Here is a 17,305-nt window from a genome sequence, read left to right on the forward strand (position 1 = left end):
GTGCCTGCCCTGGTTTTGGGCAACCACGGGGGGAGGCCCCTACAGAAAACCCATTTCTGATTCAGGATCGGTAGATTGCGGCTTCCAGCCGCCTGGAATAATGTGCCCCCCTGCCATGGAAGGCGGGTCTGAAACCAAGGAGGTTTTCCATGTCGGAGCGACCCCATCCGGAAGCATCTTCTTCTCCCCCTTTCCTTCCTGCCATGTATGTGGCCATTGGCGCATCCGCAGGGGGACTTGAGGCCATCGAATCCTTTTTTTCCGGCATGGTTCCGGACAGCGGGCTGGCCTTTATCGTGATTCAGCATCTTTCTCCGGATTATAAAAGTCTGATGGTGGAAATTCTTTCCAAAAAAACGGCCATGCATGTGCTGCGGGCGGAAGATGGCATGTGGGTGGAAGCGAATGCTGTCTATCTCATTCCTCCAAAGAAGAATCTGACCATTTTCCATGGCAGGCTTTTTCTCAATGACCAGGCCCATGTCAAGGGGATGATCAATCTGCCCATTGATGTGTTTCTGCATTCTCTGGCCGAGGATCAGGGAGAAAAGGCTGTGGCCGTGATTCTTTCCGGGTCGGGCAGTGACGGAATGCGCGGAGTACGCACCATCAAGGAATATGGCGGCATGGTCATGGTGCAGAAGGAGGATACGGCCCGTTTCGACAGTATGCCCCGTGCGGCCCTTTCCACAGGGCTTGCGGATTTCATTCTGCCTCCCGATGAAATGCCCGAGCGTCTTCTGGCCTATGTCAAGCATCCCTATGTGTCCAAGGCCGAGCGTATGGAAGGGGATATCAATGACGCGGATGCCCTGCCGCGTATTTTTGCCATCCTGCGGGACAGGTTCAAGGTGGATTTTACCCACTACAAGCCCAGTACCGTACTCCGGCGGATAGAGCGCCGTCTTTCCATCAACCGGGTGGAGGGGATGCGGGAGTATCTCAATTATATGCAGAACTATCCCGGAGAAGCGGCCATCCTGTTCCGGGAGCTGCTCATCGGTGTGACCCGGTTTTTCCGGGACAGGGAGGTTTTTGAGGCCCTGTACGGCAAGTGGATGCATGAGATTCTCGGAAGAAAGGACAGCCGTGAGACCCGTTTCTGGGTTGCGGGCTGTTCCACGGGAGAGGAGGCCTATACCCTGGCCATTCTGGCAAAGGAAGCCATGCAGCGGGCCAATATCTCAAGGGATGTGAAGATTTTTGCCACGGACATCGACCGGGAAGCCATACAGTTTGCGGCCAACGGGATCTATCCCGAGAGCATTGCCGCAGATGTGCCGCCTGAGCTTCTGGCCAAGTATTTTTTCAGGCAGAAGGACAGCTTCCAGATTACAAGGAGCATCCGGGAGATGGTGGTTTTTGCCCAGCATAACCTCATCAAGGATCCGCCCTTCACCCGGATTGATCTTGTGTCCTGCCGCAATCTTCTGATTTACCTGCAACCGGTTTTACAGCGCAAGGTTCTGGAGTTTTTCAATTTTTCCTTAAGTCCTTCCGGCATTCTGCTTCTGGGAACCAGTGAAAGCACCGGCGATATGGGGCCTTATTTCGAGACCCTGGATCTGAAGAACAAGCTTTTCCGGAGTGTGGGCCGCAGCAAGGGCCTTGTGGGGGACATGCTTCTGGAGACGGATATCCGCCAGCTTGAAAATGGCAGGCGCATGGGCCGGAAAACCTTTCAGAACAATGATGAGCGCATTCTGGACCGGCTTCTGGAGGGGCTTCAGGAGGAGATTCCCCTGTCCATTGTGGTCAATGAGAGCCTGGAAGTGCTGCATGTGATCGGTGAGACCGAGGGCTTTTTCAGGCTGCCTTCGGGCAGGCTGACCACGGACATTACGAAAATGGCGGTAAAGGAGCTGGCCATTCCCCTTTCCACGGGAATCCAGAAGGTTTTCCGCACAGGAGAGCCTTTGCGTTTCTCCAATATCCGCATGTGGCGGGGAGAAAGCTGCCGCACCCTGAACCTGCGCATCAGGCCCCTTCCCATGAAGAAGGGGCAGGAATCCCTGGTGCTGGTGATGCTGGAGGAAGCGAGGCCCGTGGAAGCGGAAGCCTCGGCACCGGCCCTTCAGACCTATGATCTTTCCCGTGAGGCGGAGCAGCGGATCAGCGATCTGGAGCAGGAGCTTCAGTTTTCGAGGGAAAATCTTCAGGCCACGGTGGAGGAGCTTGAAACCTCAAACGAGGAGCTTCAGGCCACCAACGAGGAGCTTCTGGCCAGCAATGAGGAATTGCAGTCCACCAACGAGGAACTCCAGTCCACCAACGAGGAACTCTACTCCGTGAATTCTGAGTACCAGTCCAAGATCATGGAGCTGAGTGAGCTGCACAATGATGTGGACAACCTTCTGAGCGCCAGCCAGATCGGCCAGCTTCTTTTAGATGAGAATCTTGAAATCCGCCGTTTTTCGGAAAAGGTGACAGAAATTTTTTCCATTCTCAATACGGATCTGGGGCGTCCCTTAAGCCATATCGCCCATCATCTGGAAGGTGTGGATCCCATCGGAGAGATTGGCGAAGTTCAGAAAAGCGGGCTCATGCGTGAGCTTGAAGTGAAAACACGCTCGGGCAGATGGTTTCTCATGCGGGTGGTTCCCTATCTTGTGGGGCCGGAGGTTTTTTCCGGAATGCTGATTTCCTTTGTGGATATCTCAAGGATCATGGATGCGGAAAAGGAACTGCGTGAAACCGTGGATCTTCTGAAGCGTACCCAGGAGCTTGCCCGGATCGGAAGCTGGGTTCTGGATCTGAATACAGGACGGCTGACCTGGTCCGATGAGACCTACCGCATTTTCGGGCTTGTTCCCCGGGATTTTACCGCTACCTACAAGGCGTTTCTGGATCTTGTGCATCCGGAGGACAGGGCTGCGGTGGATGGGGCCTATACGGCTTCCTTAAGGGAAGAGAGAAGCGGCTATCAGATGGAGCACCGGATTTTCAAAAAGGATACGGGGGAGATCCGGTATGTGCAGGAACGCTGTGTGCACGAGCGTGACAGCGAGGGCCGTATCCTCCGGTCTGTGGGGATGGTGTTTGATATTACAGAAGAAAAAGCAGCCGGGGACGCCATTTGTTCAGGAGGAAAAGGACAATGACGGATGATTCTGAAACGAGGAAAAAGCTTCTGCGGGAGCAGGCCGAGGCCCGGTTGAAAAGGGGGGGCAGATCTCCGGAAGATCTTGGGCCGGACGAAATCAGGGCCCTTTTTCATGACTGGCAGGTTCATCAGATTGAACTTGAAATGCAAAACGATGAGCTGCGCAAGGCGCAGAAAGCTCTGGAGCTGGCCAACCAGCGTTTCGCAAGGCTTTTCAATGCAGCCCCCGTAGGCTATGTGGTGCTTACCCTCCATGGGGTGATTCTTCAGGGAAACGAGTCCTTTGCAGCCATGGTCGGACAGGATGTATGGCGTCTTGCCGGAGTGAGCCTTGCAGATTTTATTGTTCCCGAAGATCGCAGTGCTTTCTACGGACGTTTCCGGGCCTTTTTCAACAATCCGGAAGCAAAGGAGCTTCATTTCCGGCTTCAGGGAAAAGAGGGGCTGCTGGAGGTACGCTGTGTGGGCAGACTGGCCGAGGATCTGCCTGTCCGGGAAGAGTCTTTGCGGCAGATTTTTCTTGTGGTCACGGATGTCACGGAAAAGATCCGTGCGGAAAAAAAACTGAAGGAGCGGGAGCAGTATCTGAACGCCATCCTTGAAACCACCCGGGACGGTTTCTGGGCTCTGGATACCCAGGGACGCATAAGGGATGTCAACGCGGCCTATTGCCGCATGTCAGGGTATACCCGGGAGGAACTTCAGAGGATGCACATCCGGGATCTCAATGTCCTGGAAAAAGCCGAAGACACCCTTGCGCGTATCCGGAGGATTGTTGAAAGGGGCTTTGAAAGCTTTGAGACCCGGCACAGGCGAAAGGATGGCAGTTTTTTTGATGTGGAGGTTTCCGTCTCCCATATGGAGGCCTGTGGCGGCAGGCTGATCTGTTTTTGCAGGGATATCCGTGACAGAAAACGGGCAGAAGCGGAACTGCTGCTGGCAAAGGAGCAGGCCGAGGCCGCATCACGGGCAAAAAGCGAATTCCTTGCCAACATGAGTCATGAGATCCGCACGCCCATGAATGCCGTGATCGGCATGACAGGTCTGCTTCTGGATACGGATCTTGCTTCCGTTCAGCGGGGGTATGCGAAAACCATTCAGGCCAGCGGCAGAACCCTTTTGGGAATCATCAATGATATTCTTGATTTTTCAAAAATAGAGGCCGGTAAGCTGGAGCTTGAAATCCTTGATTTTGATCTTAAAAAATTCATGGCGGCTTTTCTCGACAGCATGGAAACCATGGCCCGTAAAAAGGGACTGCTGCTGACGGCCACCATGGATCCTGATGTTCCCCGTTTTTTCTCCGGTGATCCGGGACGGCTTCGTCAGATTCTGATGAATCTTGTGGGAAATGCCATCAAGTTCACCGAAAAGGGGGAAATTGCCCTCCACATTGACCTGGAGGCTCTGGAACCAGAAACCGTGCGGCTCCGTTTCAGGATCCGGGATACGGGCATCGGTATTCCGGCGGATAAGGTGGAGGCACTTTTCCAGCAGTTCACCCAGGTGGATGCTTCCATTACCCGCAAATTTGGCGGAACCGGCCTTGGCCTTGCCATCTGCCGTCAGCTTGTCACCCTGATGGGCGGGAAGGTGGGCGTGGAGAGCGTGGAAGGGCGGGGATCGACCTTCTGGTTTACAGCCCTCTTTCATCGACAGGAAAATGGGGGACAGAGGGACGGGGATGCGGGAGTGCCCGCAGCTTCAGGGACAGAGAGTCCTCCGGGCCGTTTTTCCGGCCGTATTCTCATCGCAGAAGACAATATCGCAAACCAGCAGGTGGTTGCAGGGATGCTGAAAAAATTCGGCCTGCGTGCCGACACCACAGCCAATGGGAGGGAAGCCCTTCAGGCTCTGGCCATCCTGCCCTATGATCTTGTGCTCATGGATGTGATGATGCCGGAGATGGATGGTCTGGAAGCCACAAGGCAGATCCGGAAACGGGAGGCGGAGGGGGGAGCCGGAGGGGATGCCGTTCCCGGTCATGGCATCCCTGTTATTGCCATGACCGCAGGGGTGATGGACGAGGACAGGAAACGCTGTTTTGAGGCGGGTATGGATGATTTTCTGTCCAAGCCCCTGGAGCCCGAGTCTCTGGTGCGGGTACTGTCAAAATGGCTGCCCCCTGAAAAAAAAGAGGCCCCTGAACTCCGATCCGGAGACTCCTTCAGGGAGACCGGGCCTTCCTCTTTTCCGGACAGCAGTCCTCTTGTTTTTGACAATAAGGCCCTGATGAAGAGGCTGATGCAGGACAGGGATATCTTCAACAAGATTCTGAACCTGTCCCTTGAAGCCTTCCCCGGACGTCTGGAAGCCCTGGAGATCTCTCTGGAAGCAGGAGACCATGAAACCAGTTACAGGCATGTGCATACCATCAAGGGAATGGCAGCCAATATCAGCGCCGAAGCCCTGCGGACGCTTGCGACAGAGCTGGAGGCCGCCGCAGCCTCGGGAGATTTTGAGGCTGTCCGCAGGGGCCTGCCTGCCCTGCGGGAAGCGGTGGAAAGGCTGAAGGAGGTTGCAGATCTTTACAGGGATGTGGATGCCGGTGACCCCGGAACCTGAAGGATGGAATCCATGAAAAATGCAAAAATTCTCCTGGTGGATGATGAGCCCCAAAATCTTTTACTGCTGAAAGCCATGCTGCTGACATTCGGTCATGAGCCTTTTGAGGCGGAGAGTGGCAGCCAGGCCATGGCTCTTCTGGATGCGTCCTTTGATCTTGTTCTCTGTGATGTCATGATGCCGGACATGGACGGTTTTGAACTGGTTCAGGCCATCCGGTCCAGGCCGGACACGGGCCATCTTCCTGTTATCATGGTGACAGCCTTGTCTGAAAAGGCCTTCCGGCTTCAGGCCGTTGCCGCAGGAGCCAATGATTTTATCACCAAGCCTGTGGATAAACTGGAACTTCAGGTTCGTACAAACTCCCTGCTCCGGCAGAAGGCCCAGCAGGATGAGCTGAGAATGTATCAGTCCGGTCTTGAGAACATGGTGGAAGCCCGGACGCTGGAGCTTCAGGCCGCCCTGGAGGATCTGGACAAGGCCCATGTGGATACCATCCATCACCTTGCCGCTGCTGCGGAATACAAGGATGATGAAACAGGGGAGCATATTCAGAGAATGTCGGCCTACAGTGCCCTGATTGCCCGGTGTCTGGGGCTGGATGCGGCAGAGGTGGAGCGGATACGTATCTGTACCCCCATGCACGATATCGGCAAGATCGGTATTCCGGACAGGGTTCTTCTGAAACCCGGCAGGCTCACGCCTGAAGAATGGCGTATCATGAAAACCCATACGGTGATTGGTGCTGAAATTCTCACCAAGGGCAGCTCACCATACATGAAGATGGGGGCTGTCATTGCGTTGTCCCACCATGAAAAATGGGATGGGAGCGGTTATCCCGGAGGGCTTTCAGGGGAGAGGATTCCCCTTCCCGGAAGAATATGCGCCATTGCCGATGTGTTCGATGCCCTTACAAGTAAAAGGCCGTACAAAGAGGCGTTTTCCGTAGAAAAGTCCCTTGCCATCATGGCCGAAGGAAGGGGCAGCCATTTTGATCCGGAGATATGGGATGTTTTTATGGAAAATCTGGATAAAATTCTTGAAATAAAAGCCTTTTTTCAGTGAAAGAGCTTCGCTCTGCGGCAGGAAAATCCAGGCAGGACAGGCGGATGGGGTGGTTTTTTTTGATGTGCATTTCTGGCTTCCCCCTGCCCTGGGCAGAGGGAATACGGGATAAGGGGAAACCTTTTGAAAACACGGAACGCATTTTTTTCTCTGGCAGCAAACCGCCTGATGGTCGCCCTTGGGGGGATCTGGATGCTGTTTATCCTTTTTTCCTGTGCCTGGAACTGGTGGCAGGTTGACCACTCCATGGAAATTCTGGTTGAGAACGAGGCCAGGGCCGCCTTTAAAAAGGATCTGGTTTTCCGCCACTGGGCGGCCCTGCACGGCGGGGTCTATGTACCCCCTACGGAAACCACGCCGCCCAACCCCTACCTTGCCCATATACCGGATCGGGATGTGCTGACCACGGGGGGCAAGGCCCTGACCCTCATCAACCCGGCCTACATGACCCGTCAGGTGCATGAACTGGGCAGGGAAGCCTATGGGCTGAGGGGCCATATCACAAGCTTAAAGCCCATACGTCCGGAAAACGCTCCCGATGCCTGGGAAATTCAGGCCCTCCAGACCTTTGAACAGGGCGCTGCCCATGCCTCAGGCTTTGAAAATCTGGAGGGCGAGCTCTGGTTTCGTTTTATGCAGCCCCTTTTCACCCAGGAAAGCTGTCTCACATGCCACGGACATCAGGGGTATGAAGTCGGGGAGCACCATGGGGGCATCAGCATTGCCGTCCCCATGGCCGCCTATCTGAAGGTGGCCACCCGACAGAAGGGCTGGATGCTGGGGGGGCATGGGCTGATCGCCATTTTCGGTATTATCGGTTTAAGGCTGGCCCAGAAACGGATGCGCAGGACGGAGCTGAGGCTGAAGCAAGAGGAAAAACGTTTCAGCAAACTGGTGGAATATACCCGTTCCTTTGTCTGGGAGATGAATACGGACTGGGTCTATACCGCTTTGAGCCCCAATGTGGAAGCGCTGCTGGGCTACAGTCCCGGTGAGATTGTGGGAAAGAGAACCTTTTACGATATGTATCCTGAGGCAGAACGGGAGCGGTTTAAGCTTTTCGGTTTAAAAACCATGACCCGTGAACGGGTCTTCCATGATTTTGACATCCCTGTACTGGCAAAGGATGGCGGTGTGGTCTGGTTCCGGATATCGGGGATTCCCCTTTACGACGACGGGGGAAACCATACGGGCTACTGGGGCATGGCAGAGGATGTTACGGCCCGCAGACGGATGGAACAGCAAAAGGAGATCCGGCTCCGGCTGATCTCCTTTGCCAGTGATCATGCCCTCATGGAGCTGATGACCCAGGCCCTGGACGAGGTGGAACATTTGCTGGAAAGCCGCATCAGCTTCTGGCATTTTGTCCATCCGGATCAGAAGACCCTTTCTCTCCAGCAGTGGTCAACGGCCACCCGTGACCGTTTCTGCAAGGCTCCCGGCCATGATCTGCATTACAGCATTGAAGAGGCCGGGGTCTGGGTGGACTGTGTCCGGGAGGGCCGGGGTATCATCCACAACGATTATGCCGCCCTGTCTCACAAAAAGGGACTTCCGGAAGGCCATGCGCAGGTGATCCGGGAGATGGTGGTTCCCGTGATTAGAAAGGGCAGGATTGTGGCCATCATGGGGGTGGGCAACAAGGCCCAGGACTATACCGATGCAGACCTCCATGCCTTGAGCTGGCTTGCGGATGTGGTCTGGGAGGTCATTGCCGCCAAACGCTCGGAAGAGGCCCTGCTCCAGTCCAATCTGGAGCTTCAGGAGAGTACTGCCCGTGCAAACGAGCTTGCGGAAAAGGCGGAGGCCGCAGCCCATGCCAAGGGCGAGTTTCTCGCCAACATGAGCCATGAGATCCGCACGCCCATGAACGGGGTTCTCGGCATGACGGGGCTTCTTCTCGATACGGAGCTGGATGACAGCCAGCGCCGCCATGCCCGGACCATACAGTCCAGTGCCAGAGCCCTTCTGGGCATCCTCAACGATATTCTGGATTTTTCCAAAATCGAGGCGGGAAAGCTTACTCTGGAGATCCTCGATTTTGATCTGGAAAGCCTGATGAAGGATTTCAGCGATGCCATGGCCCTGCGGGCCCAGGAAAAGGGGCTTGAACTGATCTATGGCATCGCCCCGGATGTTCCCTTTCTGCTGAAGGGCGATCCGGGACGACTGCGCCAGATTCTGACCAACCTTGCGGGCAATGCGGTGAAGTTCACGGAAAAGGGAGAGGTGGTCATCCGGGTGAGTCTCGAAAAAAGGGAAGGGGACGGGGTATGGCTCCGTTTTCGGGTTCAGGATACGGGGATTGGCATTGCCGGAGACAAGGTTCTTCTTATTTTTGACAAATTCAGTCAGGCGGATGCCTCCATTACCCGCAGGTTCGGCGGTACGGGGCTGGGCCTTGCCATTTCCCGCCAGCTTGCCGGAATGATGGACGGGGAGATGGGCGTGGAAAGCCGTGAAGGCAGCGGTTCCACCTTCTGGTTCACGGCCCGTTTCGGCCTTCAGGAGACGGGAGGGGGGAAAAGGCCGAAGCCCGTGGCAAGTCTTGCGAACCTCCATGTGCTGGTGGTGGACGACAATGCCACCAACCGGGAGATCCTTGCCGTCCAGTTTGGCAACTGGGCCATGCGGTCTGAAATGGCGGAAGGGGGGAACGAAGCCCTGCACATGCTGGCGGCTTCCCATGAAAGGGGAGAGGCTTTTGACCTTGCCCTTCTCGATATGCAGATGCCGGGTATGGACGGCATTGAGCTTTGCAGGCGGATCAAGGCGGATGCCCGTTTCCGGAATCTTCCCCTGATTCTTTTCACCTCCCTTGACCGGCCCGGTGATGCGGCTCTCTGTGAAAAGCTGGGCTTTGCCGCCTACCTGAACAAGCCCCTGCATGGCTCCGCCCTTTTCGACACCCTGGCCCTGGTGATGGCCGAGGCCCGTCAGGGACTTTCTTCCGGGCCCATTATCACCCGCCATGTGGCACGGGAAAACAGGGAGCGTTCCGCTTCTCTTCCCCGTTTTTCAGGCCGTATCCTCGTTGCCGAAGACAATATCACCAATCAGGCCGTGGCCCTGGGCATTCTCCAGAAATTCGGCCTGCGTGCGGATACGGCGGCCAATGGGCTGGAGGTTCTCCATGCCCTGAAAACCCTGCCCTATGATCTGGTCTTCATGGATGTGATGATGCCGGAAATGGACGGCCTTGAAGCCACGCGCCGCATCCGGAGCATGGAGACCGAAGGGGAAGGGCTTTATGGGGAGGCAGGCCCCGGAACGGCAAAAACGAGGATCCCCATTATCGCCATGACCGCCGGGGCCATGCAGAGGGACAGGGAGCGCTGTCTGGCCGCAGGGATGGACGATTACATCGCAAAGCCCGTGGAGCCGGGGGAGATTGCAAGGGCACTTCAGGCATGGCTGCCCGGCGGGTCGTGTGAGGCCGTTTGCGGGCCAGAATGCGAAGCCGCAGAGGGGGAGACCCCTGAAGCCTGTCTTCCGGCTGTATGGAACCGCAGTGTCCTTCTGAACCGGCTCATGGGGGATGAGCGTATCGTTCAGAAAGTTGTAGAGATCTGCATGGCAACCCTTCCCCAGCGTATCGAAGCCCTGAAAACCGCCCTGGAAGACCGGGATCTTCCAGAGGTTCACCTCCAGGTTCATACCATTAAGGGCAAGGCGGCCAACATCAGCGCCGAAGTCCTCTGTAAGCTTGCCGCAGAAATGGAGAAAAGTGCCGAAGCCGGAGATCTGGCAGCCATTGAAGAGAGGATGGCCGCCCTTGGGGAAGCCCATGGGAACCTCAAAAAGGCGGTGGCTGAATCCTCAGGGGTATGATCTGATGGGATCAGCGCAGGCGCACAGGAAGCAGACCTTTTTTGTGGAGTGACGGAGATGACCCGAAAAATTCCCTATGCCGTGTCCAATTATGAGGAAATCATAGAGGGCAACTACCATTTTGTGGACAAGACCCGTTTCATCCATGAGCTGGAACTCTATAAAGTTCCTGTTTTTTTAAGGCCCAGGCGTTTCGGGAAAAGCCTGTGGTGTTCCCTTCTGGAGTGCTACTACGACATCAACCGCAAAGACCGCTTCGATCTTTTTTTTGGCCATACGGACATTGGCCGGAATCCTTCCCCCCTGCACAACAGTCTCCTTGTGCTGCGCTTTGATTTTTCAAAAATTGCCATGAAGCCGGATATGGCCTCCATTGAAAGCTCCTTCAATGCGGTGTGCTGGAACGCCATGAGGGTTTTTGGGGCAAGATATGGCAACATTGCGGATTTTCTGGCGGGCATGGACAGAAACAGCGGTGCAACAGCCCTTCTTGATGCCATCCTTTCCATGGTACAGACCGAGGGGACGCCACCGCTTCACATCATCATTGATGAGTACGACAATTTCACCAACCAGCTCCTTACAGGCCGTCAGGACAGACTCTACCATGACCTCACCACGGGAGATTCCTTTCTCCGCTCCTTTTACAAGGTAATCAAGGCCGGGGTGGGGGAGGGTTCCGTGGCCCGGGTTTTTATCACCGGAGTCCTGCCTGTGACCATGGATGATCTTACAAGCGGATTCAATATCGGGCAGATCATTACCCTGAAGGAACATACCCTGAACATGCTGGGCTTTACCCAGACCGATGTGGAGACCTATGTGGACGGGATTTTCAGCGAACATTCCTGGCCTCCCTCCCTGAAGGACAGGGTTATGGAAGATCTGAAAAACTATTATAACGGCTACCGCCTGCTTCCCGGCATATCGGAACCCCTTTACAATTCCACCATCTGCAATTTTTACCTGAATGACCTTGTTATCAATAAAGGCCGCATCCCCGAGGAAACCATGGACGACAACCTGCGGGTCAGTGTGGACTGGCTGAGGCGGTTGGCCGGGGGAGAAAAAGAGGCAAGGACGCTTCTGGAAAGCCTTATCCTTGAAGGCTCCATCGCGGCAGATCTCACCATGCTGCGCAGCAAATTCAACATGCACCGCTTTTTTTCCCATGAGTTCCTGCCCATCAGCCTCTATTATCTTGGTATGGTGACCTTTCAGGATCATTTTCAGGTGGGCTTTCCCAATCTCAGTACCCGGAGAATTTTTACGGAGTATTTCAACGAGCTTGAAAGAATTGATGTGTCAGGGGGCTATGAAAGCTTCTTCAGAGCCTTCCTGAAGGATGGCGATCTTGCCGGTCTTTTTCAGGGGTACTGGGAGGTCTATGTGGCCCAGATTCCGGCCCAGGCCTTTGACAAGGCCAATGAGAATTTTTTCCGCACCACCTTTTTTGAACTCTGTGCCCGCCATCTTTCCTTTGTCCTTTCCTTTGCCATCGAGGTGAACCGGCCTTCGGGCAGAAGCGATTTTGAGGCCATTGGCCGCACGGGCTCCCCCTTTGAGGGCAGGGCCTATGTGCTGGAGTTCAAGCATTTCAGCCGTAAAAAAGCCGCTGAACTGGATATCATGGAGCGGCCCCATCCCCGGCCCGAGGAGCTGGAGCAGGTGGGCCGCTATGCCAGGGATCTGAAGACCCAGTGGCCGGAGCTGACCGTCTGTTCCCATGTGGTCTATACGGTGGCCGGGGCGGGGTTTCGTTTTTTTTCCCTTGAGGAGCCAGACGGAAGCCTCCCTGAAAAGGCGGATGCTCTGGATCGGAAATGAGGCAGTATGGACAATTCCTGGTCTTTCGGTCGGCGCATGGCTCCCTACCGCAGCCTGATTCTGATGCTCTCTGTGGTTTCCGGGCTGCTTTTTACGTTCTGGCTGGTGCAGCACACCGATACCCGGATGCGCGGGGAGCTGGAGCAGCAGGCCCGCCTTGTGGCTCAGACGATCCAGCTGGAACGGCTGAGAAGCCTTTCGGGTACGGAAAAGGATCTGGAGCTGCTGGCCTACCGTCAGCTTAAGGATCAGCTTGCCGCCCTTTGTGCCTTCCATTCCCTTTACCGGTCTGTCTATCTTCTGGGCAGGAACCCGGATGGGGAGATTTTCTTTTTTGTGGAAGCTGAAGCCGACAGCGGCGGAGACGGCCTGCTTCCCGGAACCAGGGTGGAGGAGGTCAGTCCTGAACGGTATCAGGTGTTCACGGATGAAAAAGCCATTGTGGAAGGCCCGCTTACCGACCGATGGGGCACCTGGGTTTCGGCCCTTGTTCCCATCCGGGATACGCCTTCAGCCCTGACCGGAGATGTCACAAGAGAAGATGCCCGTGACATGGTGCGTCAGGCCCTGGCCTACTACCATCAGCATGGACGGGCCTTGTTTCTGGAAACCCTGAATACCCCCCACGGGCTTTTTCATCGGGACAGCCTCTACGTCTTTGCCTACGATCCGGACATGACCATGCTGGCCCATCCCGTAAAACCTGAGCTGATCGGCAGAACTCTCCTGGATGAAAGGGACAGGCCGGGAGGTACCCTTTTCCGCCGGGAAATCCGGGATGTCACCCTGGCCCAGGGATCGGGATGGGTGGACTATCAGTATGAAAATCCCGTGAACGGGGCCGTAATGGAGAAGACCACCTACGCGGAAAGGGCGGGAGATCTCATCGTCTGTGCCGGAGCCTACAGGGGGTCGGAAGAGCTGGTGGCGGTTCTGGGCATGGATGTGGATGCCCGTTTCTGGAAGTGGGAGCTGGCTTCCCGCTCTGTTCTGCCCGTGACCTTTGTATGGCTGATGCTTTTGGGCCTGACCCTGAAGATGATTCCGGAAAGAAAAGCCGATGGGGCTCCCAGACCGGTGATGCGCCGTCTTCTGCTGCCCATGATTGTTTTTGTCACGGTTCTTGTTTCAGGAGCGGGCTTTCTTCTGTGGTGGCAGCACCGGAGCTGGATGGGGGAGATGGGCCGGGCTGTTCATGCGGAAATTGCAGCGGATTTTCAGGCTGCCCTCAAGTCTCAGGCCTCAGGCCTGACAGCCCTTGCCCTTTCCCTTGCCCTGGATTCCCGGACGCAGAAAGGCCTTGGCGGGGGGGATGCGGAAAAGCTGCTTGAGGACTGGCGGCCCTTTTTTCAGGCCATGCGCCGGGAGCAGGGGCTGACCCATTTCTATTTTTATACCCCGGAGCGGGACTATCTGCTGCGGGTGTACAATCCTGCCAGAACGGGGGGGCGAAATGAGCGTTTCACCATGCTCAAGGCCGAAAGGACGGGCCGACCTGCCTGGGGGCTGGAGCTGGGTTCCAGCGGAACCCTTACCTTGCGGGTGGTGATGCCCGTTTTTGAAAAGGAAAAACTGCTGGGCTATCTGGAGCTGGGAAAGGAGATTGAGGATATTCTGGACACCCTGCACACCCAGTCCCGCAGCCATCTCGCCGCTCTTTTGAGAAAGGGGCTGCTCAGGCGGGAGGCCTGGGAAGAGGGGATGGTTCTGATGGGCCGGACTCCGGACTGGGACAGGATGGCCCACAGTGTGCTGGTGTATACCACCCTGGGAAAAGACCTGCCCGACACCCTTTTGCCCTTTTCGGATCCTGGAACGAAGCCCTATGGCGGGGGGGCGGATCAGGGAAAATCCGTCTCCTTTGGGGGTAAAATCTGGAAAGTCTCTGAGATTTCCCTTCTGGATGCAGGGGACAGGGAGATTGGTGGCCTTATCGTGCTGACGGACATCACCCTTCCGGAGGCGGCCTTTCAGCAGAAACTGTATCTGGGAGCAGGACTCTGCGGTCTCCTGCTGGCAGGTCTGGGGGGGCTTGTGCTGGTGACACTGCGCCGTACCGATGGGGATATTCAGGCCCAGTTTGCCCTGATCCGGAAACAGGAGGAGGAGATACGGGCCAGCGAGGCCCAGTTCAGAGCCCTTTTCATGGATTCTCCCGTATCCATTCTGGTTCATGACCGGGAAAGCGGGGAAATTCTGGATGCCAACCCTGCGGCCTGTACCTTTTATGGATTTTCTTCTCTCGAATCCCTCAAAGCCAATGATTTCTGGCTGGATCCGCCCTATTCCTTTAACGATGCCCTGGCCTGGATTCATAAGGCCGCGAGAGAAGGGGTTCAGCAGTTTGAGTGGCTGAACCGGAAGGCCACGGGAGAATTTTTCTGGGAGCAGGTGCACCTGAGTCCCATCCACATGGGAGGGGCAGAGCGTATTCTGGCCACAACAATTGACATCACGGAACGTAAGCGCAGTGAAGACGAGCTGAGAAAGCTCTTTCAGGCCGTGGAACAAAGCCCCGTCAGTGTGGTGGTGACGGATCTTGAGGGCTGCATTGAGTACGTGAATCCGAAATTTTCCGCTATCACGGGCTATTCCCTGGAAGAAGCGAAGGGGCAGAACCCGAGGATTCTGAAAACCGATCATTTTGATACAGAGGTGTACCGGAGCCTCTGGGAAGCCATCCGTTCAGGCCGGGAATGGAAGGGGGAGCTTCAGAATAAAAAGAAAAACGGGGAGCTGTACTGGGAATATGCGGTGATTTCTCCCATCCGCAACAGATCCGGAGAGATTACCCATTATCTTGCGGTAAAGGAGGATATTACGGTACGCAAGCGTACGGAAGCCATATTGCAGCGGCAGGAGGCTCTTCTGTATGCGGCTTCCAGGGCCATTCACCTCCTTCTTTCCGAAGAGATCGACCGGGCTGTGGAACAGGCTCTCGAAATTGTGGGCCGGGCCACGGAGCAGGATCATGCCTATCTCTTTGAATACCAGCCTGGAACGGAAAGGGGAGAAGGACAGATCTGTCTGCGTTATGAGTGGATCCGGGAGAACAGCCCCGTGCGGCCGGATCGGGAGCGGCATACCTGTCAGCCCGTTTCGGAGGCCATCCTTCCCTGGGTGAAGCTTCTGATGCGGGGGGAGACGGTGGCGGGTTCGGTTCAGGACTTCCCGCCGGAGGAGCGCTTTTTTCTGGAAAAACGTCATATCCTTTCCATCATGGTGGTGCCCGTGAACGTGGATGGCCGGTTCTGGGGGGTGATCGGTTTTGAAAGCTGTACCCGGCATCACCACTGGGGGGCGGAAGAAGAGGCCATTCTGACCTCCCTTGCCACCTCCCTGGGGACGGGCATCATGCGGCACCGCTCCGAAGCGGCCCTGAAGGACTCCAACCGCAAACTGGAAGAGGCCAGGGCAGAGTCCCTGGAGCTTGCCCGGAGGGCGGATGCGGCCAACCGCGCCAAGGGACTGTTTCTGGCCAACATGAGCCACGAAATCCGCACCCCCATGAATGCCATCATCGGGATGAGCTATCTGGCCCTTGGAACGGATCTGGATGCGCGTCAGCGTCATTATATTTCCCAGGTGCAGTCCGCAGCCGAATCCCTTCTGGGCATCATCAACGATATTCTGGATTTTTCCAAAATCGAGGCCGGAAAACTGGAGCTGGAACACCTCCCCTTCCGTCTGGAAGATGTGATGAAAAAATCCTTGGGCCTTGTCCGGCACAGGGCGGAAAAAAAGGGACTTGCCCTGGTTCTGGATCTGAAAAATGTCTGCACGGAAGGAGAAGGGGGCGCTTTTCTGGGGGATCCCCTGCGCCTTGAGCAGATTTTTGTCAATCTCCTCAGCAATGCCATCAAATTTACGGAAAAAGGTTCTGTCCGTTTTGCCGTGGAGGAAGTGGGCAGGGACAAGGGAAACTCCAGCCTCCGTATTCAGGTGGAGGATACGGGCATCGGCATGACAGAAGAGCAGATCAGAGGCCTTTTTCAGGAATTTTCCCAGGTTGACAGTACCATCACCCGAAAATACGGGGGGACGGGCCTGGGACTCAGTATCGTCAAACGGCTGCTCCATCTGATGGGAGGAGAAATCAGGGTTTCCAGTCAGCCCGGTCAGGGCAGCCGTTTCATCCTGGAACTGGATCTTGAGCGCTGTGAAGGCAAGGCGGTTTTTCCGGAAAAAGAGGGAGGCCGGGATGGCCTTGATGCCATGGATTACCCCGGTCTTCGGGGGATGCGGGTACTCCTTGTGGAAGACAACGCCGTCAATCAGATGGTGGCCACGGGTATTCTGAACAAAAGCGGTATCGTCGTGGAGGTGGCCCACAATGGTCAGGAGGCCCTTGACAGGCTTTCCCTTGCGGCTGAGGAGGCCTTTCATGCGGTTCTTATGGATATCCAGATGCCGGTCATGGACGGCTATGAGGCCACCCGCCTGATCCGCAGTCAGGTTTGCCATCAGGATCTTCCCATCATTGCCATGAGCGCCCACGCCCTTGTACAGGAACGGCAGCGCTGTCTGGACATGGGGATGAATGGCCATGTGTCCAAACCCTTTGATCCCAAGGTGCTGCTCCAGACCCTGGCCCGGTATTACGGGGAGGAAAGGGATCAAAAAATACCGGCTGAAATCCCGCCTTCAGAGTTTTCCGATGCGGAAGACCGGCCTGATGCCGGAGACAGGGCTTCGGATCTGTCTGAACCGGAAGCATCCTCCGTGTTGCTGACGACCTTGAAAATGCTGCTGGAAGAATCGGACAGTGCTGTCCTGGATTACTGGAAAAGCCATGAAAAGCCCCTGCTGGCAAGCCTTGGCCCGGACACGGGCCGTCTGGTGGGGCAGGCCATTTTTCTTTTTCAGTTTGAAAAGGCCCTTCATCTGCTGCTTTCCCTAAAAGGAGCCTGAACC

At 55.8% G+C, this 17,305-nt stretch carries 6 protein-coding genes; all 6 read left to right on the forward strand.

The annotated features are described in order from the left end of the window. The first annotated feature begins 149 nt into the window (after positions 1-149). The 6 genes from BR04_RS00145 (at position 150) to BR04_RS00170 (ending at position 17,302) form a co-directional block, all read left to right on the forward strand. Positions 150-3,101, forward strand: coding sequence for a chemotaxis protein CheB (locus BR04_RS00145; protein ID WP_496353950.1), 2,952 nt, complete (start codon positions 150-152; stop codon positions 3,099-3,101). Further along, positions 3,098-5,668 (forward strand): hybrid sensor histidine kinase/response regulator, encoded by a 2,571-nt coding sequence (locus BR04_RS00150; protein WP_496353951.1) that lies wholly within the window; start codon positions 3,098-3,100, stop codon positions 5,666-5,668. The genes BR04_RS00145 and BR04_RS00150 overlap by 4 nt, the downstream gene beginning before the upstream one ends. A gap of 12 nt (positions 5,669-5,680) precedes the next feature. Beyond that, a complete protein-coding gene (locus BR04_RS00155; protein WP_496353952.1) occupies positions 5,681-6,733 on the forward strand; it encodes an HD domain-containing phosphohydrolase in 1,053 nt (350 codons plus the stop codon). A gap of 123 nt (positions 6,734-6,856) precedes the next feature. Further along, the gene (locus BR04_RS00160) at positions 6,857-10,564 is read left to right on the forward strand and encodes a response regulator (RefSeq protein ID WP_496353953.1); all 3,708 of its coding nucleotides are present in this window, start codon (positions 6,857-6,859) and stop codon (positions 10,562-10,564) included. A 57-nt stretch (positions 10,565-10,621) separates the two neighbouring features. Continuing rightward, positions 10,622-12,391, forward strand: coding sequence for an AAA family ATPase (locus BR04_RS00165; RefSeq protein ID WP_496353954.1), 1,770 nt, complete (start codon positions 10,622-10,624; stop codon positions 12,389-12,391). 6 nt (positions 12,392-12,397) lie between these two features. Further along, positions 12,398-17,302 carry a PAS domain S-box protein gene (locus tag BR04_RS00170; protein ID WP_496353955.1) on the forward strand — a complete coding sequence of 1,635 codons (4,905 nt, stop codon included), beginning with the start codon at positions 12,398-12,400 and terminating at the stop codon, positions 17,300-17,302. The last annotated feature ends 3 nt before the right edge of the window (positions 17,303-17,305 follow it).

Source organism: Desulfobotulus sapovorans DSM 2055 (assembly GCF_059569355.1).